This is a genomic window from Mesoflavibacter sp. SCSIO 43206, assembly GCF_019904215.1.
In the GTDB taxonomy this organism is placed as follows: Bacteria; Bacteroidota; Bacteroidia; order Flavobacteriales; family Flavobacteriaceae; genus Mesoflavibacter; species Mesoflavibacter zeaxanthinifaciens.
Window position 1 is genome coordinate 2,118,871 of the sequence record NZ_CP063201.1, and the last position, 21,410, is coordinate 2,140,280.

Here is a 21,410-nt window from a genome sequence, read left to right on the forward strand (position 1 = left end):
AGATATGAGAAAATTACTATATATTTTAGGCTTATTAATGGTCTTTAGCTGTGCTTCCGCGAAAGCGCAAAATTACAAAACCCATAAAGTCCAAGCAGGAGAAACTTTAGAGCAGATAGCAAAGCAATACAACGTCTCAAAATCTTCTGTTTTAGCCTTAAATCCTGATGCAAGAAAAGGGTTAAAAGTAAGTTCTGTTTTAATAATACCAAAGCAAGGTGTAGTTGTAAAAGAACCAAAAACCACAACAAAAGAAACAAAAACGCTGTTAGGGTTTAAAACTCATAAAGTAAAACGAAAAGAAACGCTTTACAGTTTATCTAAAGAATATAATGTAACGCAAGAAGACATTAAAAAGCACAATCCAGAATTGTATGCTAACAATTTACGTAAAGGCGACCGTATAAAAATTCCAGAATATAAAATTGTAAAAGAAGTTGTTGAGACTAAATCGCCTTTAACAACATATACCGTCCAACCAAAAGAAGGAAAATGGCGTATTGCTTATAAATACGGAATTACGGTACAAGAACTTGAAGATTTAAATCCTGAAATGAATGATGTTTTACAACCAGGTGATGTTGTAAATGTACCAAACAAAGAAGCTGAAACCATAAAAGAAGTAGATGAAAAGTATAGCTACTATACAGTTTTGCCAAAAGAAGGTTTTTATCGTATTAAATTAAAAACTGGGTTAACCCAAGAAGATCTTGAAAAATTAAACCCTGAACTAGAAGAAACTGGACTAAAAGAAGGTATGGTTTTAAAAATACCTTTTAAAGGAAGTAACTCGACAATAGAAGGTGTTGTAAGTAGCATGACTACAAATGCAGGAAAAGTAGATTTAACAAAAAGTAATATAAATCCTGAAACTAAAAAGATAGCAATCATGCTTCCTTTTGGTTTAAATAAGGTAAATACAGATTCTATTTACGACACCAAAAAACAAATCGAAACAGATAGATATTTAAGTGTGTCTTTAGATTTTTATACAGGTGTAAAAGTAGCGTTAGATTCTTTACAAGAATTAGGAGTAAACCTAAAAGTTGATGTGTTTGATACGCAAAATAGAGAAAGCGAAGTGGCTTCAATTTTAAGAAGAAATGATTTTTTAGAAACTAGCGCAGTCATTGGACCAATGATGAAAGATAATTTTAACACAGTAGCTTCACAATTAAACAATCAAAAAATACCCGTAGTTTCACCATTAACAAAAACGGTAAATTTAGGAGACAATGTTTTTCAGTCAAGACCATCTGAAGATATGTTAGAAGACGCTATAATTAATTACTTTAAAAAAGACTCAACAGCACATGTTATTATTATTTCAGATAAAAAACATAAATCTATTAGTGATAAATTAAAAAGAGAGTTTATAAGAGCATCAGTTTTATCTTCAAGAACAGAAAGAAAAACTGGAAAAGATGCGTATTATGTATTAGATCAAGATATAATTAACGTGTTAAAACCAGGGAAAAATGTGGTGTTTTTAGAAACAGACAATCCAGGTTTTGTATCTAATGTTTCAAGTCTTTTAAATTCAAAAATTGTAACAGGTAAAGATATAATTTTAACTACTACAAAAATGGATAAAGCGTTTGAGGATGAAGAAGTAAGAAACACGCATTTATCTAATCTTAGCTTTACGTATTCAGATATTAAAACATCTTTTAACGAAGACGAAAACAACAGTTTCGCAAAACGCTACAAAAGTACTTATAATGAATTACCAAATAGTTATGCAACAAGAGGCTTTGATATAACTATGGATGTAGTGTTACGTTTAGTTACATCAGAAGATTTATATATGTCTGTAAACCAATACCCTTTAACAACCTATGTAGAAAATAAGTTTGCTTACAAGAAAAAGTTATTTGGCGGTTATTACAATGATGCTGTTTACTTAGTAAAATACAGTGATTTAAAAATAGTAGAAGTAACCGAGTAATTTTTTAATTAACTTAGCGTTAATTGGTTATGTTAAAATTTATTTCAATATTAAGTTTGTTTATTCTATTTCATAGCGATGTTATAGAAGAAGTTTCTTGGGATGAAAATTACAAATTAACTTGGTCAGATTTTAAAGGTGCACCAAATAATCAAACAGATGCTGTAGCTATCACAGCTTCAGGGATTACTTTTAGCTATTCTATAAAGAAAACATCAAATAAGGTGCATAGTTTTAAAACATTGGTTAAAGCTTATTTTTATCCAGAGCATTCGTGGTGTAAAAAAGAAATGGTAGATGATAATATTTTGAGACATGAACAACTTCATTTTGATATTACAGAATTACATGCCAGATTATTTAGACAACAAATAGCCAAATTAAAGCCAAGTTTAGACTTAGATAATCAGTTAAACCAACTACATCAAAGTATTAATAAGCAATTATCTTTAATGCAAAATTCTTATGATGAAGAAACCAACCATTCTATTAATACCGAAGCACAAATCAAATGGCAAGAAAGTGTTGCCAAACAATTAAAAACTTTAGAAAAATTTAAATCTAAATCTTAGTGCTAGAGCCAGACAAAGACTTTCTTATAAAATTGGCACACACTAAAATGCCTTTTGGTAAGTATAAAGACAGGTATTTAATAGACCTGCCAGAACATTATGTAGTTTGGTATTATAATAAAGGTTTTCCAAAAAATAAATTAGGACAAATGCTAGAAACTGTTTATACATTAAAAGTAAATGGATTAGAATATTTGGTACGAGAGATTCAGAAAAGATACTCAAAATAAATCCTAAATTCATCCTAAGTTTTCAACTAAAAATTGTAAATTTGCCCGCGTTAACAACGCAACATGACAACTAAAACTAAGTACATATTTGTAACCGGAGGTGTAACTTCTTCATTAGGAAAAGGTATAATCGCAGCATCTCTAGCCAAGTTACTTCAGGCGCAAGGTTATAAGACAACAATTCAAAAATTAGATCCTTACATTAACGTAGATCCAGGAACTTTAAACCCATACGAGCATGGCGAATGCTATGTAACCGATGATGGTGCAGAGACCGATTTAGATCTTGGTCACTACGAACGTTTTTTAAATGTACCAACAAGCCAAGCTAATAATGTAACTACTGGTCGTATTTACCAAAACGTAATAGAACGCGAACGTCGTGGCGAATTTTTGGGTAAAACCGTACAAGTAGTACCTCATATTACAGACGAGATTAAACATCGAATTCAGATTTTAGGTAATTCTGGAGACTACGATATAGTAATTACAGAAATAGGAGGAACTGTTGGTGACATAGAGTCTTTACCTTATGTAGAAGCAGTAAGACAATTAAAATGGGATTTAGGCGAAAACAATGCAATTGTAATACATTTAACATTAGTTCCTTTTTTATCTGCAGCAGGAGAGCTTAAAACAAAGCCAACACAGCATAGTGTTAAGACTTTAATGGAAAGCGGTGTACAAGCAGACATATTGGTATGTCGTACAGAGCACGAATTACCAAGTGATTTAAGACGAAAGTTAGCTTTATTCTGTAACGTTCGTGAAGAAGCAATCATACAATCTATAGATGCATCTACAATATATGATGTGCCTAATTTAATGTTGGATCAAGGTTTAGATAAGGTTGTTCTTAAAAAGCTAGCCTTAAAAAGTGATGTGCCAGATTTAACAAAATGGAATAAGTTTTTACAACTTCATAAAAATCCAAAATCAGAAATTACAATAGGATTAATAGGTAAGTATGTAGAGTTACAAGATTCTTATAAATCTATTTTAGAAGCTTTTATTCATGCAGGAGCAGAAAATGAAGTTAAAGTAAATGTAGAATCTATACACTCAGAATATCTAAACGAAGACAATATTAAGATGAAATTATCTCATCTTGATGGTGTATTAGTTGCTCCAGGTTTTGGAGAACGTGGTATAGAAGGAAAAATAGACGCTATTAAATTTGTAAGAGAAAATAACATTCCGTTTTTAGGGATTTGTTTAGGTATGCAAATGGCTGTAATAGAGTTTTGTCGTAACGTACTAGGATTAAAAGATGCTAACTCAACAGAGATGGATCCTAAAACATCTAATCCAGTAATAGACATTATGGAAGATCAAAAAAATATCACCGATATGGGCGGAACAATGCGTCTTGGTGCTTGGGATTGCCACATAGAAAAAGAATCTATTGCATACGATGTGTATCAATCTCAAGATATAAAAGAGCGTCATAGACATAGATACGAGTTTAACAGCGATTATAAAGAAAAAATTGAAGCTGCTGGATTAAAAACTACAGGTTATAATCCAGAAACTAAGTTGGTCGAAATTGTCGAAAACCCAAGCCATCCTTGGTTTGTTGCTGTACAGTATCATCCAGAATATAAAAGTACAGTTGCAAATCCACATCCATTATTTGTGGCATTTGTAAAAGCTAGCTTAAAACATCATAACACAAAATAGTGTCACTTTGACATTAAAATAAAAAGTGGTCGTATATTTGACCAAAATTTTAGACCTGCTAGATTTTATTAAATTTGGCAGGTCTTAAACTGAAGAACAGAATGGAAGAAAAAAAACTAGACATTAATTCGATTATTGGATTTATTTTAATTTTCGGAATTTTACTATTCATGATGTGGCAAAATGCACCATCTGAAGAAGAATTAAAAGCGCAAGAGGCAGAGAAGCAAGCGCAAATAGAGGCTCAGAAAAAAGCCGAAGCTGAAAAAGAAGACACAAAAGTAGTAACAGAAACAGATTTTACAGAAGCAAAAGATTCTGCACAAGTAGCTGCATTACAATCTAAAATAGGTGCATTTGCTTATTCTGTAGCAACAGCAACATCTTCAGAAAAAGAAATTAATGTTCAAAACGAAGTTTTAGATTTAAAATTTAATACAAAAGGAGGACATCTTTCAGAAGTAAGATTAAAACAATTTGTAGATTTTGATTCTGTGCCAATTTACATCGTAAAAGACGGTAATTCGGTATTTAATCTTCAATTTCAAACAACAGATAACCGTACTTTAAATACTAAAGATTTATACTTTCAACCAACAGTTACAAAAAGTGGAGCCAACACTATTGTGTCTATGAAGTTAAAAACTGCTCAAAATAAGTTTTTAGAATACAATTACGTTATTAAGCCAAACGAGTACATGGTAGATTTTACCATAAAATCTCAAGGTATAGAGACAGATATTAATACATCTAACCCAATTACTTTAGATTGGTCTCAAAAATTATACAGACACGACCAAAGTATTTCTTACGAGAACAGATACACACGTTTAACTTACCAAAACGATGGTGATGTAGATAAATTATCACAAATGAGTGATGATGATGAAACTGTAGACGAGCTAGAATGGTTAAGTTACAGACAGCACTTTTTTAGCACAATTCTAGTAGCAGATCAACCTTTTAATAATGTTGCATTACGTTCTAAAAATCTAGTAGAAGACGAAGAAGTAGATTCTATTTACACAAAGCAATTTTCAACAAAATTAGATTTACCGTTAAGCGGAGCAAACTTAAACAGTAATTTAAAATTATATTACGGTCCTACAGATAGTCAAATCCTTAAACAATACGAAGGGAATATTGTAGAAAGTATACCATTTGGATGGGGAATTTTTGGATGGATTAACAAGTTTTTATTCATTCCATTATTTAGTGGTTTAAGTAGCTTCTTACCTTACGGAATAGCAATTATTGTAATGACGGTTTTAATCAAATTAGCCATGTCTTTTGTGCAATACAAACAGTATTTATCACAAATGAAAATGAAAATTTTAAAGCCAGAATTAGAAGCTATTCGAGAGAAGTACAAAGACAACAAGTTAAAAGCGCAACAAGAAACTATGGCGCTTCAAAGTAAAGCAGGAGCAAGTCCATTAGCAGGTTGTTTACCAGCATTAATCCAAATGCCAGTGTTTTACGCCTTGTTTATGTTTTTCCCAACAGCATTTGCTTTAAGACAGAAAAAGTTTTTATGGGCAGACGATTTATCATCGTATGATGTAATAGCAGAATTACCTTTTAACATTCCATTATATGGTGATCACGTAAGTTTATTCCCGATTTTGGCGGCAATTGCTATTTTCTTCTACATGAAGTTAACTACTGGGCAAAACCAAATGTCTGCACCACAACAAGAAGGTATGCCAGACATGACAAAGATGATGAAGTACATGATTTACTTTGCACCAATTATGATGCTTATTTTCTTTAACCAATATGCATCTGGTTTAAGTTTGTACTACTTCATTTCTAACTTAATTAGTATTGGTATTTTATTAGTCATCAAGAATTTTATTTTAGATGAAGACAAAATCCATGCTAATATCCAAGTGAAAAAAGCTCAGCCTAAAAAGGAAAGTAAATTTCAAAGAAAGATGAAAGAAATGATGGAGCAGGCTGAAAAGCAAAAACAAATGCAAGAGCAACAAAAGAAGAAACGTAAATAAACGTTAGTTCGAGTAATTTAAAATTAATTAAGCAGTTGGCTAAAACTAATTTTAAATAATATCGATAACTTATAAAACTAAAAGCTGTCAAAAAAATAAATTAAATTTGGCAGCTTTTTTGTTATAACAAAAACAGACTATAGTACGTTAACAACTAATAAGATTAATTCAATTTCAGCGAAAGCGAAACAATATTAAAAATGAAATACATATTAACTTTTTTCATATTTACATTATCTGCAACAGTAATGTTTGCACAACAGCTTAATCAATTTGATAGTAATGGTAAACGTCACGGAAAATGGAAAAAAAACTTTGAAGGTACAGAAGTATTAAGATACGAAGGACAATTTGAACATGGTAAAGAAGTTGGTGTGTTTAAATTTTACCAAAATCTTGAGAATAAAGCTGTTTTAGCAGCAACACGTACGTTTAAAAAAGATTCAGACATTGCTCAAGTTGTATTTTATACATCTACAGGAAACAAGGTTAGTGAAGGTGCAATGCGAGGAAAAACTTATGTAGGTAAATGGTTATACTATCATAAAAATAGTGATCAATTAATGACTTCAGAATTTTATAATAATAAAGGAGAATTAGAAGGCTTAAGAACAACATTTTACCTTAACGGAAATGTGGCAGAAAAAGCAAACTACAAAAACGGAAAACTAGATGGATTATCGCAATGGTTTTCTGGAGAAGGCGTTTTAATTAGAGAATATACTTATAAGGACAATATGTTACATGGTGCTTACAAATCTTATGACGAAAAAGGAAGCTTAATATTAGAAGGACAATACCAAAATGATTACAGACATGGTATCTGGAAAACTTACAAAGACGGAAAGCTTATTGAAGAAAACGATTTTACTAGACGCAGTAAAAATCCATATAAGAACAATAAAAAAACGCCTTAATTAAGGCGTTTTTTTTTAAGAATAAACTGTTTGTTTCAATTTATTCAACTTAACATCAATCATCTAAAAACTATTGTGGCGGTAAAATAACGTTATTGTCAATTACGTGAACAACTCCATTTACTGCTTGTATGTCAACTAAGCTAGTAACTATATCACTTACTCTTCCATTAGCATCTGTTAAAGTAAAGTTTGTAGCGTCTGCTGTAATATTTCCTCCTAGTGTAGTAACAGTTCCGCTAGTTAACATAGAAGACTGTATATTACCATTTACAATGTGGTAAGTTAGAACAGCATCAACAGTAGATGTTTGTATATCTGTTAAAGCAGACACATTTAATTCGGTTAATAAATTTCCAAAAGCATTATCTGTAGGAGCAAAAACTGTAAAAGGACCAGCTTCTGCATCAGAAACAGTGTTTATGTATGGTACGGTTGGCATACCTGTATCTGCATATTGTAAAGCTGCTACTAGATTAGATAAAGCTGGGTTAGTAGTAGCAAATGTTGCTATAGTAGGTAAATCAATTACAGTGTCTACTGTGTGAATAATTCCGTTTGTACCTACAATATCTGCTGTTTCTACTGTAGACGCACCATTAAACATAACACCATTAGAAGTGCTAAAGTAGATGCTTAAGTTATTCATGTTAGGTCCTGAAGCGTTTGTATTAGAATAACCTTCTCCTAAAGCTACTAAATCAGTAGAAGTGATTGCTCCGCTAATAACATGATTTAATAAAACTTGAGATAATACAGCTGTATCAACATCGGCAAGAGCCGCACCATCTAAAAATGTTGCAAATGCTGTATCATCTGGAGCTAAGACAGTAAAAGGTCCTGTCCCTGATAATACATTAACTAAGTCTCCATCTGCAACTCCTAAAGCAGCAACAAGATTAGAATAATTTGTGTTATTAACAGCATGATCAACAACTGTAGGTAACGTAATTACTTTATCAACAACATGAACAATTCCATTAGATGCTTCAACATCTGCAACTGTAACTTCTGCACCATTATTAAAAACAACACCGTTATTTGTATCAAACAGAAGGCTAATTTTATTGTTAGAAGGACCATCAGCTAAAGTATTAGTATAACCTCTACCCATACCAGTTAAATCTGTAGATGTTACAGTTCCAGAAATAACGTGGTTAAGTAGTGTTTGTGTTAACGCTTCGTCAGGTATGTCTTGTACAGTAGTCCAACCGTTATCAGACAAAAATTCTGCAAAAGCTTCGTCTGTAGGTGCTAAAACAGTAAAAGGTCCCGGTCCACTAAGTGTTGCAGCTAGATTAGCTTCAACAACAGCATCAACTAAACTTGATAAATTAGGATTAGACTGTGCTAATTCTACAATGTTTAGAGGTTGTTCATCAATAATAATAGTTCCGTCATCGTCATCACTACATGACCAGAAAACGATAATTGTTAATAATAACAACGATAAGAGTTTTAAATTTTTCATAGCAATTTTTATTGGTTTGTAAATTTTGTTTAACAAATCTAAAGAAAGTTTAAACAGAATATGTCTAATATTTTGTTAAACTTTTTAACTTACTGTTTTTTAGGTGTTTGAATTAGTGATAATAAGGTCTTATTGATTTAATATGAGTTTAAAAAATGACGTATCTTTGCAATCCAAAAAAAGATTTTAGATGAAAAAAAGAGTTGTTGTAGGACTTTCAGGAGGTGTAGATTCTAGTGTTGCTGCTTATTTATTAAAGGAGCAAGGTTATGAGGTTATAGGTCTTTTTATGAAAAACTGGCATGACGATTCTGTAACAATATCAGATGAATGTCCTTGGCTAGAAGATAGTAATGATGCAATGTTAGTTGCCAATAAATTAGGTATTCCTTTTCAAACTGTAGATTTAAGTGAGCAGTATAAAGAACGTATTGTAGACTATATGTTTAACGAATACGAGAAAGGTCGTACACCAAATCCAGATGTACTTTGTAATAGAGAAATCAAATTTGATGTCTTTATGAAAATTGCTTTAGATCTAGGTGCAGATTACGTAGCTACTGGTCATTATTGCAGAAAAAGTACGATTGAAAAAGACGGAAAAGAAATTCATCAACTTTTAGCAGGTAAAGACGATAATAAGGATCAATCTTATTTTTTATGTCAATTATCTCAAGACCAATTAGCAAAAGCATTATTCCCGGTTGGCGAACTTTTAAAACCAGAAGTTAGAGCAATTGCTAAAGAGCAAGACTTAATTACGGCAGATAAAAAAGACTCGCAAGGGTTGTGTTTTATAGGTAAAGTGAGATTACCAGAATTTCTTCAACAACAACTAAAACCAAAAGAAGGTGTAATTGTTGAAGTTGAAAAATCTAATCAAATCTATCATCAAACACAGCCAAACTTCAATAATAAATTAGAAGAATTAGAATACTTAAGCCAGAAAAAAAGCTACGCGTTATCCGACGGAAAAGTAGTAGGCAAGCATCAAGGTGCGCATTATTTTACAAAAGGACAGCGTAAAGGATTAGCGGTTGGAGGAACTGTTGAACCACTTTTTGTGATTGAAACCGACGTAAATGAAAACGTGATTTATACAGGTCAAGGTAAAAACCATCCAGGATTATTACGTAACGTGTTATTTGTGTCTAATGACGAATTACACTGGATCCGAGAAGATTTAGCAATTAATGAAGGTGAAACCATGCAGGTTAAAGCTAGAATACGTTACAGACAACCCTTACAAGATGCCACTTTATACAAAGTAGACTCTGGTTTGTATGTCGAATTTAAAGACGCGCAATCTGCAATTACCGAAGGTCAATTTGTAGCTTGGTATTTAGGTGAAGAATTAGTTGGTTCCGGAGTTATTTCTTAAATTGCAGTAACTATAAATGGTTACTGAAATGAAGCAGACTTTACTTATAATTGCTTTTCTAATAAGCTATTCAGTTTTTGCTCAAGAACACGCTTGGGTTTATCTTAATGACAAACCAAATAGTGCAACTGCGTTAGCAAATCCAATTTCAATTTTAACTCAAAAAGCGTTAGACCGTAAAGCTGCACACAATATTAATGTAGATTACGATGATGTTCCTGTAGACGAAGGATATATAACTCAAATAAAAGCACAAACAGGAATTACAGTTCTTGCTAAATCCAAATGGTTAAACGTGGTTCATGTGTTAGGAACCGAAACCGATATTAATGCATTAACAGGATTAACCTTTGTTGATCATATCGAATTTGCAGATAATAATCTTAATGCAAGACAATCTCAAAATCAAAACAAATTTGATATCGAAACAAACCAAACATTTTTTAATTACGGAAGCGCTACCAACCAAATAGAAATGTTTAATGGCGACGATTTGCATCTTGCAGATTTTACAGGAACAGGAATGACAGTAGCTGTTTTAGATTCAGGTTTCCCAAATGTGCCAACCATGTCAGGATTTAATCGTATAAATACGAATAACGGAATTTTGGGCGGATATGATTTTGTAGATAGAAATCCAAACGTGTATGCTTACACAGGAAATGCTCACGGAACTTGGGTTTTAAGTGATATGGCTGGTTATGTACAAGACCAATTTGTTGGTACTGCACCAGATGCAGAATATTATTTATTTAGAACCGAAAACGCAGCTACAGAAACACCAATAGAAGAAACGCTTTGGGTTGAAGCTGCAGAACGTGCAGATAGTTTAGGTGTAGATGTGATTAACACATCGCTTGGTTATACGACTTTTGATAATCCAAATTATAGTTATACACCAGCCGAAATGGATGGACAAACCGCGTTTATAACTCGTGGCGCTAATTTTGCAGCGCAAAAAGGAATGTTATTGGTTAATTCTGCAGGAAATTCTGGTAATTCCTCTTGGCAAATTGTTGGTGCGCCAGCAGATTCGCCTAACGTATTAAGTGTTGGAGCTGTCAATGCATCTGGTAATTATGCATCGTTTAGTTCTCAAGGTAGTAGCGCACAACCAACACAAAAACCAGACGTTGTAGCGCAAGGTCAAGCAAGTTTTGTAATCAACACTAATGATAATCTTATAACACTTAACGGGACATCGTTTAGTGCACCAATATTAGCTGGCGGCGTTGTATGTTTGTGGCAAGCATTACCAACATTAAACAATCAGCAAATTATGCAATTGGTTCGTGAGTCTGCTTCGCAATACAATAATCCTGATAATTTTTTAGGTTATGGTATTCCTGATTTATCATTAGCATTAGCCAATGGATTGTCTTTGGTCGAGTTTCAGAATGAAACTACTAAACTAAAAGTATATCCTAATCCAGTAAGTAATTTATTGTATGTTGAAATTCCTAGCCAATATGACACTGCAACCGTAAAATTATATGATATTTTAGGTAAAAAAGTACTTGAAAAAATAGTGTCTTCAACACAGAAAAAAATCAATGTAAGTAATCTATCTAAAGGTGTTTATTTAGCAAAAATTGAAGCTAACGGATTAAGTATCACCAAAAAAATTATAAAAAATTAGAAGTAAAATCCAATTCACCTTGAGCGCAGTCGAGAGGTCATAAATCAACAACTCAATAATAAATATGCAAAATAGAATTACAGACTTATTCAATATTAAATATCCAATAGTACAAGGCGGAATGATTTGGAATAGCGGTTGGCGATTAGCTTCTGCTGCAAGTAATTCAGGAATTTTAGGTTTAATAGGCGCAGGAAGCATGTATCCAGATGTGCTAAGAGAACATATTCAAAAATGTAAAAAAGCAACCGATAAACCTTTTGGAGTAAACGTGCCAATGTTATATCCTAACATTGAGGAAATTATGAATATTATTGTTGAAGAAGGTGTAAAGATTGTATTTACTTCAGCAGGAAATCCAAAAACTTGGACTAAATGGTTGCAAGACAAAGGAATAACCGTTGTACACGTAGTTAGTAGTGTAAAATTTGCATTAAAAGCTCAAGAAGCTGGTGTAGATGCTGTAGTTGCAGAAGGTTTTGAAGCTGGTGGACATAACGGTCGTGACGAGACAACAACACTTACGCTAATACCAATGGTAAAAGAACATTTAAAAATTCCTTTATTGGCAGCTGGTGGTATCGCAACAGGCAAAGCTATGTTAGCATGTATGGTTTTAGGCGCAGATGGCGTACAAGTTGGTAGTCGTTTTGTGGCCAGTACAGAAAGTAGTGCGCATCAAGCATTTAAACAAGTTGTTGTAGATGCTAAAGAAGGCGATACGCAATTAACTTTGAAAGAATTAGCGCCAGTAAGATTAATAAAAAATAAGTTTTTTAATGATGTTGAAGCGTTGTATAAATCAGCACCAACACCAGAACAACTTAAAGAATTATTAGGTCGTGCTCGAGCAAAAAAAGGAATGTTTGAAGGCGATTTAGATGAAGGTGAGCTTGAAATTGGACAAATTTCAGGATTAATTCATGACATAAAACCAGTTGCTGAGATTGTAAAAGAGATGGTTGAAGACTTTGAAATGGCTAAAAAAGAAGTGGCTAATTTTTAAGTGAATTTAAGTTGATTTCTTATAAATAAATTTTCTCAAACCACTACTTTTGCAAAATGGTTTTGAGCAATTACACAAAAGAATTTAAGTACAATTGGCAACTAGCAGCACCAGTCATGTTAGGTATGTTAGGACATACCTTTGTTAGTTTTATAGACAACATTATGGTTGGTCAATTAGGTACGGCGCAGTTAGCAGCAGTATCTTTAGGTAATAGTTTTATGTTTATAGCTATGTCTTTAGGTATTGGTTTTAGTACAGCTATTACACCTTTAGTAGCCGAAGCAGATGGAGCAAACGATTTTGCTAAAGGAAAATCTGCCTTTAAACACGGTTTATTTTTATGTACTGTTTTAGGTGTATTGTTGTTTCTATTAGTGTTTTTTGCCAAACCATTAATGTATTTAATGAAGCAACCAGTTGAGGTTGTAGAATTAGCTATTCCGTATTTAGATTTGGTAGCATTTTCTTTAATTCCACTAGTAGTCTTTCAAGCATTTAAACAATTTAGTGATGGATTGTCTTTAACCAAATATCCAATGTATGCCACTATAGTAGCCAACGTGGTTAATGTTGGTTTTAACTATGTGCTTATCTTTGGTAAGTTTGGTTTTCCAGAAATGGGTATAGTTGGTGCAGCTTATGGTACTTTAATATCTCGTTTTGTAATGGTAGCTCATATTTGGTGGTTATTAAAAGGGCGAGAAAAATCAAAACACTTTGTTACCAATATTAAAATATTGGTTTTAGACAAAACAATGATTAATAAACTTATTGGTCTTGGTGCGCCAAGTGCAATGCAAATGTTTTTTGAAGTAGCCATTTTTACAGCAGCAATCTGGTTAAGTGGCTTGTTAGGTAAAAATCCGCAAGCAGCAAATCAAATTGCCTTAAATTTAAGTTCTATGACCTTTATGGTTGCAATGGGATTAAGTGTAGCGTCTATGATTAGAGTAGGTAACCAAAAAGGACTTCAAAAATATTTTGAGTTACGTCGTATTGCATTCTCGTTGTTTTTATTAGGATTTATTTTTGCAGTAGTTTTCGGAGTTTTATTCTTGATTTTTAGTGAAGCTTTGCCAAAACTGTACGTAGATTTTGATGATGTAATAAATTTTAAAGACAATACCGAAGTTGTCACAATAGCATCACAGTTACTTATTGCGTCAGCTATTTTTCAGATTAGTGATAGTTTGCAAGTCATTGTTTTAGGCGCCTTACGTGGCTTACAAGATGTAAAAATACCAACACTAATTACCTTTATTGCCTATTGGTTAATTGGTTTCCCTATAAGCTGGATTTTAGGAAAAGAAGATGCTTACGGAAGCTTTGGAATTTGGATTGGCTTATTAGCAGGCTTAACTAGTGCTGCAATTTTATTGTTTATTAGGTTTAATTATCTTACAAAAAAACTTTTAGTTACTCATTCTTAAAGTGCCTAAAGTTATAAGTTTCTAAAGTATTTAAAGTATTGGATAATACTCAAGATTAATTTTTTTCTGTTGGTTATATTTGTTTAAACAATAAGTGATTATGACCAATAAAGAATTTGCTAAAGTTTTAGAAAAAAGAACAATAACATTTGCTATTAAAATCTTAAAATTATCAGGAAGTTTACCCAATACGCCAGAAGCACTTGTATTGAGAAATCAATTATCAAAATCAGGAACTAGCATTGGAGCAAATTATAGAGAAGCCAATAGAAGTAGAAGCACAAAAGACTTTTCTAATAAACTAAAAATATCTTTAGCAGAAGCTAGCGAAACAGATTATTGGTTAGAAATTATAGAAGAATTAGGTTTTGTTGAAAGTAAAAATTTAAAAGAAATAAGAAATGAAGCAAAAGAACTACTCGCACTTTTCACTTCTATTGCAAATAAGTTTTAACTTTGAAAAATAAACATATTAAAAATTTCATATACTCTAAATACTTTTAACTTTAGCCACTTTAAATACTTTCAACTTTAGACACTAATTAAATGGAACTACCAAAATACATATTAGGCGACAATACAGATTTTCCAAACGCTATATTTGTAATACATACCGATTTTCCTCGGTTTATTATAAACTTAGAAGACGATGAAGTAGAATGGCTTGAAGATTTTGATCAACATGATGAAAAAGAATTAGAGCTAGAAATGGAAAATTTAATCAACGAAGCTACTGCATTTTATGACAGAGAAGTAGCACGATACGAAGACTAATTACATGTTAGAACAAATTTTAGAATTAGATAAACAAGTTTTTTTATTCCTTAATAATCTAGGTAATCCTTCTTGGGATGGATTTTGGATGTTTTATACTGATAAATTGCATTGGATTCCTTTTTATGCAGTGCTTTTCTTCTTTATGTATAAAAAAAGAAATGATAAATCCATTATTCTAACCGCTGTAGTTATTGCTTTAATGATCCTGTTTACAGATCAAATTACAAACTTATTTAAATATGGTTTAAAACGACCAAGACCTTGTCACGAAGCAGATTTGATAGATGTTATGCGTTTAGTTAAATCTTGGTGTGGCGGAGCTTATGGTTACTTTTCTGGTCATGCCAGTAATAGTATGGCAGTAGCTATTTTTTCAGGTTTTATGTTAAAACAGCGATTTAAATATTTAATATATATATTAATTGTTTGGTCTTTAGCAATGGGTTATAGCCGTATATATATTGGTGTACATTATCCGTTAGATGTTTTATCAGGTATGATTTTTGGCGGATTTTCAGGTTATATGTTCTATAGATTTGAAAGCTACTTACATAAACGCTTTACGCTAAGGTAATTTTTATTTCCTTTCTAGTTCGTAATAATCAAAAGTTAATCTGTCTCTATATTGCCTGCTATCTGTCTCAGCTTCATTTAAATCATAATGATTTATCTTTTTAACGTTGAAATAGGAGCTTAAAAATGAAATTTTTTCTTCTGAAAGACCATAAGTTAATAATCCAAATTTTGAGTCCTTTGGAAGATTTTCAATAGTATTCAAATTAATAATTGTCGGAATCTTTTCGCCATATTGCCAAATGGTTTCTGGCGTTGCTTCACCTAAGCTATAAGTTTTAATGTCGTTGTTTTGATTTTGTTTTAATAACCTAGACACTGGTTTATAATTTTTGCTAGTAAATGTTTTAAATACAGGTAAGCCAAAAACAAAAAGACTCGCAAAAAAGACTACTGTTAACAAGAATACGTGCTTAATTTTCTTTTTGTATAGTTGTATTAAAATAAAAAATGAAATAACTATAGAAACTAGACCAAAAATTGAAAATGCAATAATGTTACTATGAAATTGCTCATAAAATAAATAAGCTAATCCAAAAGGCGAAACGATACCGATAATAGCAATTAATGTAAAATTGAAGTATACTGGTAAAGTTTCTTTCTTATTATTTAAGTACTTAAATTTTCTAATTAAATACTCTATATAAAATCCTGTGTTTAATGCTAACGGAATTAAGACAGGCATTAAATAACGTGACTTTTTTTCAGGAATTATTGAGAGTAAAATTACAGCAGCAATAGTCCATAAAAACGTGAATTTATAAGCTCTGTAATGTATTGCTCTACGTTTCATATATGGATACAATAATCCTATAAATGCTGGAATTGTCCAAATTCCGCTTTGCGTAAAAAAGCTCCAATAATAATAGAAAGGTCTAACATTGTAGCTTGTCCAATTAGCGGTTTCTTTACTTGTTATAGCTTCAAAAGTATGAGGATCTTCTAATCTTACATAAAGATACCACCAACCACCTAAAATAACAGCAAGAATTAATATGATTATAAAAGGAATAATTTTAGCTTTTAAGTTTTTATAATTGAAAGAAAAACTAAAAGCAATTATAAAGGGTAATAATAACGCGTAAAAAGACACAGGACCTTTGCTTAATAATGAAGCAGCAATACCTAAACTTGCTAAAAAAATGTGTTTCCAATTAACTGTTTCACTTTTAAATAGTAGAAATAAATAGTAAATAGCAATCATCATAAATCCGTGAGTAAAAATATCCCAAGGCGCTTCTATAGTAATACCTATAACGTAAAAAGATGTGATTAATATTAATGCATTTATTAAACTATGTGCTCTACTTTTAAGTATGAATTTTGACAATTTATAAGTGAAAATACCTAAAACCATAACCATTAATACAGCAGGTAAACGCATTCCAAATACGCTTTTAATCCCAAATATTAATGCAGACAATGCAGTAATCCAAGTTGGTAATGGTGGTTTTTGATAACGTGGTACACCATTCATAGTAGTTAATAACCAATTGTTATCTGTAACCATTTCTCTAGCAGTAATAAAATTACGCGCTTCCATAATAGTTACCTGCATACTGTCTAAGTTAGGCAATAACATAATTGCAATAAAAAGACATAGTAAAATTAATGGATAGTTTTTTAAAAGTTTAGGCATCTTGCTTTTTTAAAATTAAAAGATTTCTAACATAAATAGTTGCGCCTAGTAAATGGCCAACTAATAATACAGGATCTTTTCTAAATATAGCATAAATCAAAATAAGTAAAGATCCAACTAAGCTTAGTGCCCAAAACCCAAAAGGAAGTGAAGATTCTTTGTTTTTTTCAGAATACATCCATTGGTATATAAACCTTAACGTAAATACTATTTGAGACACTATTCCTAAAATTAATAACCATAACGGAATAGCTTCATTTTTAAAAAGCTTAACTGTGTCAATTTCGTTATTGTTAAAGTAGAAAATAGTTACAAATACAGGCATAAATAATAATACCCAACGCATAAATATTGGATATTTTCTCCATTGATTTTGTAACTGAAGATTTCTTATATAAATATAATATGTAAGACCTTGACCAAGCATAATAGCAAAATCATTACGTAAGTAACCATAAATAAAAAGTAAAAAGGAAGCGATTAAACTAAGTGTCCAAAATAGAGTAGGTGTAATGACTTTTTTTTGTTTTTCGCTAGTTATCCATTGTATAACTAACCTTGACGAAAATAGGATTTGAGCTAAAAAGCCAATACTATATATTAACCATTTACCCATTTATTTTTTCTTAGCAACTTCGTAATTAATGTACTTTTTCTTCATCCATAAATAAGCAAAACAATCCATTAAAGGACCTAAAAGCCTATTCCAAAGTCCAAATTTAGCTTGACCTGCAATACGAGGGAAATGCTGAACAGGTACTTGCTTTATAGTTCCGTTTTGTAATAAAATCATAGCAGGTAAAAAACGATGTAGACCTTTAAACATAGGAATGCGTTTGGCGTAATCTGTTCGTATTACTTTTAACGGGCAACCTGTGTCATCCATACCATCTTTTGTAAAAGCACGTCTTATACCGTTAGCAATTTTAGACGACATATTTTTAACAAAACTATCCTTACGGTTGGCACGTACGCCAGTTACTAACGCATAGTCTTTAATATGTTCTAAAAGTAGATTGAAGTCTGATGGCGCCGTTTGTAAGTCAGAATCTATATAGCCAACCAAAGGTGTGTCTGCATAATCAAAACCAGCTTTAATCGCAGCGCTTAATCCTCTATTTTCTTTAAAAAGAATATAAAAAAAAGCATCATTACGAGTGCAAATGTCTTCTATTAATTGCTGGCTTTTGTCTTTAGATCCATCGTTAACAAATAATATTTTGGTGGGTTTACTAGCTATTTTTGTGTAAGCTAAAAGCTCTTCTTCAACTCTAGCTAAATTATCCTCTTCGTTATAAACAGGAACAATAATCGTAAATTCGTAACTCATTATGCTTTGCTTAGTCTTGCAAAAGTATTATTTTTTATCAATAGCAATTTATGTTTCACTTAAAAGTTGTTATTTTGTAAAACATTTCAAAATTTTTTATGAAGATATTAGTCACTGGAGCAGTTGGTTTTATAGGTTCTCATACAGCAGAAAGACTCCAAAAAATGGGGCATGAGGTTGTTGGAGTAGATAACTTTAATGATTATTATAGTTTAGAATTAAAGCAATTAAATGAAAAAGCTTTAAATGAAAAAGGAATTACAGTTTTAAAGTTAGATTTAAGAGAAATTACAGATATAAATAAGCTACCAAAAGACATAAATTATATCTTCCATTATGCGGCACAACCTGGTATATCCTCAACATCTACTTTTGAAGATTATTTTACAAATAATGTTATAGCAACAAAAAATTTAATTGATTATGCTTTGCAATTAGAGGATTTAAAATTGCTTGTAAATATCGGGACATCTTCAATTTATGGCTTAGAGGCTACGTTTCCTGAAGATGTTGCACCAAAACCAGCATCGCATTACGGTGTAACTAAGTTAACTGCAGAGCAATTAGTGCTTCAAAAAAGTAGAGAACAGCAGTTTAAAAGCTGTTCTTTAAGACTATATTCTGTAATAGGACCAAGAGAACGTCCAGAAAAAATGTATACTAAACTAATCGCTTGTGGTTTAAATGGTGAAGCTTTTCCTTTATATGAAGGTAGTGATAAGCACTTAAGAAGTTTTACTTATGTAGGAGATATTGTTGATGGAGTAGTAAGCGTTATAGGAAATGAAGACAAAGTAAATGGCGAAATTATTAATCTTGGAACAGAAGTAGAACATACTACACAAGACGGTATTGATGCTGTAGAAAAAGTTTTAGGAAAGCCAATTAAAATTAATGTTATTGCCAAACGTGCAGGTGACCAATTACGTACAAAAGCTAATATTGATAAAGCTAGAAAACTACTTAATTATAACCCGAAAACTACGCTACTAGAATCAGTAGAAAAACAAGTAGAATGGTATAAAGCTAACTTTTAATTTTTTAAGTTTAATAAATATTCAGCTGCAACAAAAGGAGTAGTTTTATTAGCTTCAATTAAAGCTAATTGTTTTTGTAACTCTATTTTTATAGTTGGATGATTAAAGAAGTCGCTCTTTAATTGTTCTTCAATAGTTTGAATTAACCAGTATTTATTCTGTTCATTACGTTTTGAGCTAAAGTAATTATTAGATTTTGTAATTTCTAAATACTCTTCTATAACTTTCCAGATATCGGCAATACCTTCATTTTGTAAACCACTGCATAAAGTTACTTTTGGTTGCCAATTAGAAGCTTTTGCAGGATAAAGATGTAATGCGCGGTTAAATTCTACTTTAGCTAGCTTAGCAGCTTTAAGATTGTCGCCATCTGCTTTGTTAATAGCAATAGCGTCTGCCATTTCAATAATACCACGTTTAATACCTTGTAGCTCATCTCCAGCACCAGCTAATTTTAAAAGTAGAAAGAAATCTACCATGCTGTGTACAGCGGTTTCACTTTGTCCTACACCAACAGTCTCAATAATTATAGTATCAAAACCAGCAGCTTCACAAAGCGTAATAGTTTCTCTGGTTTTTCTGGCAACGCCACCAAGCGATTCTCCTGAAGCCGAAGGACGTATGTAGGCATTTTCATTTTTAACTAAAGATTCCATACGCGTTTTATCGCCTAAAATACTTCCTTTAGTTAAAGAACTACTTGGGTCTACAGCTAATACTGCAACCTTTTTGTCTTGTGTAGTTAGATAATTACCAAAAGCTTCAATAAATGTACTTTTACCAACACCAGGTACGCCGGTAATACCAATTCTAACTGATTTGTTAGCATGAGGTAAGCAAGCTTTAACAATTTGATGTGCTTGTTCTTGATGTTTGGTGTGTTTACTTTCTATAATTGTAATAGCTTGACTTAAAGCTGTAATATTTCCATCAAGAAGCGAGTTAATTAAGTCTTGTGTGTCCCTTTTAGATTTGCGTTTTGCTTTTAATTTAGAAACAGCTTCGGCATTAGTAATTTCAGAAGATGTAACACCTTCTTGTTCAGATAACGCCGATTTTTTTATTTCTTTTTTAGCCAAAAGTGAATTTATTTATGTTGAAATTATCTATTTAAAGGAATTTCAATTTTTACATCATCCCAAGCCATTGTCATTTTTAAGTCGTCTGTAGAGTTGTCAAAAGCAATCGTAAATTGTTCTACAGGTTTATCTAAATCCTTGACAGGCACTTCTGCCTCAATAACATCAAAATTTGGATCCCACATAGGTTCCATTTTTTCATTTACTCCCCATTCGTATTGCTTAGAGTTAAACATTACTTTCCAAGTGTCCTCCATAGGGACTGTCCAAATAGTATATTTACCTTTTGGTAAATACATGCCTTGTACGGTTAAATCTTGATTAGTTTCAAAAGTAGTAGCTTCGTTTGCTCCAGTACGCCAAACTTGGTTAAATGGTACTAATGCGCCAAAAACTTCACGATCACGTTTTGAAGGACGATTGTAAAACACTTCTAAATTTAAATCGTCTACTTTAAAAGCAACTGTTTTTGGCGGACTTAAACGTTGCTCAAAAACACCTGTTTTAGTAAAAAATTGATAGCCTAAAACAAGTACAGCTACTGCAATTAGGGCATATATTATCCACTTTAAAAAATTATTCATTGTAGAATTAAGGATTTATTGAATATAAAAGTATAGCAAATTTATTGAATATAAGTATAACGAAAAATTAATTTAGATGTTATCTTTATTCTCTAAAATAAGAAT

The 21,410-nt window shown here is 31.7% G+C and carries 20 protein-coding genes; 14 read left to right on the forward strand and 6 right to left on the reverse strand.

Going from position 1 to position 21,410, the window contains the following annotated elements; all coding sequences use genetic code 11:
- Positions 1-4: 4 nt before the first annotated feature.
- The 6 genes from INR78_RS09720 to INR78_RS09745 all read left to right on the forward strand — a co-directional run bounded on the left by INR78_RS09720 (position 5) and on the right by INR78_RS09745 (position 7,356).
- A complete protein-coding gene (locus INR78_RS09720; RefSeq protein ID WP_223076360.1) occupies positions 5-1,948 on the forward strand; it encodes a LysM peptidoglycan-binding domain-containing protein in 1,944 nt (647 codons plus the stop codon).
- Between the two features lie 29 nt (positions 1,949-1,977).
- On the forward strand, positions 1,978-2,520 hold the full coding sequence (locus INR78_RS09725; RefSeq protein WP_223076361.1) for a DUF922 domain-containing protein: 543 nt from the start codon (positions 1,978-1,980) through the stop codon (positions 2,518-2,520).
- Complete coding sequence (locus INR78_RS09730) at positions 2,520-2,750, forward strand: DUF3820 family protein (RefSeq protein ID WP_027880082.1); 231 nt, start codon at positions 2,520-2,522, stop codon at positions 2,748-2,750. The genes INR78_RS09725 and INR78_RS09730 overlap by 1 nt, the downstream gene beginning before the upstream one ends.
- Positions 2,751-2,813: 63 nt before the next feature.
- Complete coding sequence (locus INR78_RS09735; RefSeq protein ID WP_223076362.1) at positions 2,814-4,430, forward strand: CTP synthase; 1,617 nt, start codon at positions 2,814-2,816, stop codon at positions 4,428-4,430.
- 101 nt (positions 4,431-4,531) lie between these two features.
- On the forward strand, positions 4,532-6,439 hold the full coding sequence (gene yidC, locus INR78_RS09740; protein WP_223076363.1) for a membrane protein insertase YidC: 1,908 nt from the start codon (positions 4,532-4,534) through the stop codon (positions 6,437-6,439).
- Positions 6,440-6,639: 200 nt separating this feature from the next.
- Positions 6,640-7,356 carry a toxin-antitoxin system YwqK family antitoxin gene (locus INR78_RS09745; RefSeq protein WP_223076364.1) on the forward strand — a complete coding sequence of 239 codons (717 nt, stop codon included), beginning with the start codon at positions 6,640-6,642 and terminating at the stop codon, positions 7,354-7,356.
- A 70-nt stretch (positions 7,357-7,426) separates the two neighbouring features.
- Here INR78_RS09745 and INR78_RS09750 read toward each other — a convergent pair whose 3' ends face one another.
- Complete coding sequence (locus INR78_RS09750) at positions 7,427-8,827, reverse strand: fasciclin domain-containing protein (protein WP_223076365.1); 1,401 nt, start codon at positions 8,825-8,827, stop codon at positions 7,427-7,429.
- Between the two features lie 190 nt (positions 8,828-9,017).
- On the opposite strand from INR78_RS09750, the gene mnmA reads away from it, so the two are divergent.
- The 7 genes from mnmA to INR78_RS09785 all read left to right on the forward strand — a co-directional run bounded on the left by mnmA (position 9,018) and on the right by INR78_RS09785 (position 15,637).
- Positions 9,018-10,208 carry a tRNA 2-thiouridine(34) synthase MnmA gene (gene mnmA, locus INR78_RS09755; protein WP_223076366.1) on the forward strand — a complete coding sequence of 397 codons (1,191 nt, stop codon included), beginning with the start codon at positions 9,018-9,020 and terminating at the stop codon, positions 10,206-10,208.
- 28 nt (positions 10,209-10,236) lie between these two features.
- On the forward strand, positions 10,237-11,847 hold the full coding sequence (locus INR78_RS09760; RefSeq protein ID WP_223076367.1) for a S8 family serine peptidase: 1,611 nt from the start codon (positions 10,237-10,239) through the stop codon (positions 11,845-11,847).
- 64 nt (positions 11,848-11,911) lie between these two features.
- The gene (locus INR78_RS09765; protein ID WP_223076368.1) at positions 11,912-12,853 is read left to right on the forward strand and encodes a nitronate monooxygenase family protein; all 942 of its coding nucleotides are present in this window, start codon (positions 11,912-11,914) and stop codon (positions 12,851-12,853) included.
- A gap of 56 nt (positions 12,854-12,909) precedes the next feature.
- Positions 12,910-14,286, forward strand: coding sequence for an MATE family efflux transporter (locus INR78_RS09770; RefSeq protein WP_223076369.1), 1,377 nt, complete (start codon positions 12,910-12,912; stop codon positions 14,284-14,286).
- A gap of 100 nt (positions 14,287-14,386) precedes the next feature.
- A complete protein-coding gene (locus INR78_RS09775) occupies positions 14,387-14,740 on the forward strand; it encodes a four helix bundle protein (RefSeq protein ID WP_223076370.1) in 354 nt (117 codons plus the stop codon).
- Between the two features lie 92 nt (positions 14,741-14,832).
- Positions 14,833-15,060 carry a hypothetical protein gene (locus tag INR78_RS09780; protein ID WP_027880073.1) on the forward strand — a complete coding sequence of 76 codons (228 nt, stop codon included), beginning with the start codon at positions 14,833-14,835 and terminating at the stop codon, positions 15,058-15,060.
- A gap of 4 nt (positions 15,061-15,064) precedes the next feature.
- The gene (locus INR78_RS09785) at positions 15,065-15,637 is read left to right on the forward strand and encodes a phosphatase PAP2 family protein (protein WP_106679443.1); all 573 of its coding nucleotides are present in this window, start codon (positions 15,065-15,067) and stop codon (positions 15,635-15,637) included.
- Positions 15,638-15,640: 3 nt separating this feature from the next.
- Here the strand turns inward: INR78_RS09785 and INR78_RS09790 are convergent, their stop codons facing one another.
- The 3 genes from INR78_RS09790 to INR78_RS09800 are packed head-to-tail and all read right to left on the reverse strand — an operon-like array spanning position 15,641 to position 18,605.
- The gene (locus tag INR78_RS09790; RefSeq protein WP_223076371.1) at positions 15,641-17,275 is read right to left on the reverse strand and encodes a glycosyltransferase family 39 protein; all 1,635 of its coding nucleotides are present in this window, start codon (positions 17,273-17,275) and stop codon (positions 15,641-15,643) included.
- Entirely contained in the window at positions 17,268-17,891 is a 624-nt protein-coding gene (locus INR78_RS09795; protein ID WP_223076372.1) for a lipid-A-disaccharide synthase N-terminal domain-containing protein, read from the reverse strand. Before INR78_RS09795 ends, INR78_RS09790 begins: the two co-directional genes overlap by 8 nt.
- On the reverse strand, positions 17,892-18,605 hold the full coding sequence (locus tag INR78_RS09800) for a glycosyltransferase family 2 protein (RefSeq protein WP_223076373.1): 714 nt from the start codon (positions 18,603-18,605) through the stop codon (positions 17,892-17,894).
- A gap of 98 nt (positions 18,606-18,703) precedes the next feature.
- Here INR78_RS09800 and INR78_RS09805 point away from each other — a divergent pair, with 98 nt between their 5' ends.
- On the forward strand, positions 18,704-19,642 hold the full coding sequence (locus INR78_RS09805) for an NAD(P)-dependent oxidoreductase (protein ID WP_223076374.1): 939 nt from the start codon (positions 18,704-18,706) through the stop codon (positions 19,640-19,642).
- Here the strand turns inward: INR78_RS09805 and meaB are convergent.
- Entirely contained in the window at positions 19,639-20,721 is a 1,083-nt protein-coding gene (gene meaB / locus INR78_RS09810; protein WP_223076375.1) for a methylmalonyl Co-A mutase-associated GTPase MeaB, read from the reverse strand. The two genes, INR78_RS09805 and meaB, sit on opposite strands and share 4 nt — an antisense overlap.
- A gap of 23 nt (positions 20,722-20,744) precedes the next feature.
- Positions 20,745-21,305, reverse strand: a complete 561-nt coding sequence (locus INR78_RS09815; protein ID WP_106679456.1) for a DUF2911 domain-containing protein — start codon at positions 21,303-21,305, stop codon at positions 20,745-20,747.
- Between the last annotated feature and the right edge of the window lie 105 nt (positions 21,306-21,410).

What these genes read in the sequence shown, in the direction of transcription:
- yidC (WP_223076363.1), top strand. Translation starts at nt 4,532, where the DNA reads ATGGAAGAAAAAAAACTAGACATTAATTCGATTATTGGATTTATTTTA.
- INR78_RS09745 (WP_223076364.1), top strand. Translation starts at nt 6,640, where the DNA reads ATGAAATACATATTAACTTTTTTCATATTTACATTATCTGCAACAGTA.
- INR78_RS09805 (WP_223076374.1), top strand. Translation starts at nt 18,704, where the DNA reads ATGAAGATATTAGTCACTGGAGCAGTTGGTTTTATAGGTTCTCATACA.
- INR78_RS09760 (WP_223076367.1), top strand. Translation starts at nt 10,237, where the DNA reads ATGAAGCAGACTTTACTTATAATTGCTTTTCTAATAAGCTATTCAGTT.
- INR78_RS09725 (WP_223076361.1), top strand. Translation starts at nt 1,978, where the DNA reads ATGTTAAAATTTATTTCAATATTAAGTTTGTTTATTCTATTTCATAGC.
- INR78_RS09765 (WP_223076368.1), top strand. Translation starts at nt 11,912, where the DNA reads ATGCAAAATAGAATTACAGACTTATTCAATATTAAATATCCAATAGTA.
- INR78_RS09735 (WP_223076362.1), top strand. Translation starts at nt 2,814, where the DNA reads ATGACAACTAAAACTAAGTACATATTTGTAACCGGAGGTGTAACTTCT.
- INR78_RS09775 (WP_223076370.1), top strand. Translation starts at nt 14,387, where the DNA reads ATGACCAATAAAGAATTTGCTAAAGTTTTAGAAAAAAGAACAATAACA.
- INR78_RS09750 (WP_223076365.1), bottom strand. Translation starts at nt 8,827, where the DNA reads ATGAAAAATTTAAAACTCTTATCGTTGTTATTATTAACAATTATCGTT.
- INR78_RS09720 (WP_223076360.1), top strand. Translation starts at nt 5, where the DNA reads ATGAGAAAATTACTATATATTTTAGGCTTATTAATGGTCTTTAGCTGT.
- INR78_RS09795 (WP_223076372.1), bottom strand. Translation starts at nt 17,891, where the DNA reads ATGGGTAAATGGTTAATATATAGTATTGGCTTTTTAGCTCAAATCCTA.
- INR78_RS09780 (WP_027880073.1), top strand. Translation starts at nt 14,833, where the DNA reads ATGGAACTACCAAAATACATATTAGGCGACAATACAGATTTTCCAAAC.
- mnmA (WP_223076366.1), top strand. Translation starts at nt 9,018, where the DNA reads ATGAAAAAAAGAGTTGTTGTAGGACTTTCAGGAGGTGTAGATTCTAGT.
- INR78_RS09815 (WP_106679456.1), bottom strand. Translation starts at nt 21,305, where the DNA reads ATGAATAATTTTTTAAAGTGGATAATATATGCCCTAATTGCAGTAGCT.
- INR78_RS09785 (WP_106679443.1), top strand. Translation starts at nt 15,065, where the DNA reads ATGTTAGAACAAATTTTAGAATTAGATAAACAAGTTTTTTTATTCCTT.
- INR78_RS09770 (WP_223076369.1), top strand. Translation starts at nt 12,910, where the DNA reads ATGGTTTTGAGCAATTACACAAAAGAATTTAAGTACAATTGGCAACTA.
- INR78_RS09790 (WP_223076371.1), bottom strand. Translation starts at nt 17,275, where the DNA reads ATGCCTAAACTTTTAAAAAACTATCCATTAATTTTACTATGTCTTTTT.
- INR78_RS09800 (WP_223076373.1), bottom strand. Translation starts at nt 18,605, where the DNA reads ATGAGTTACGAATTTACGATTATTGTTCCTGTTTATAACGAAGAGGAT.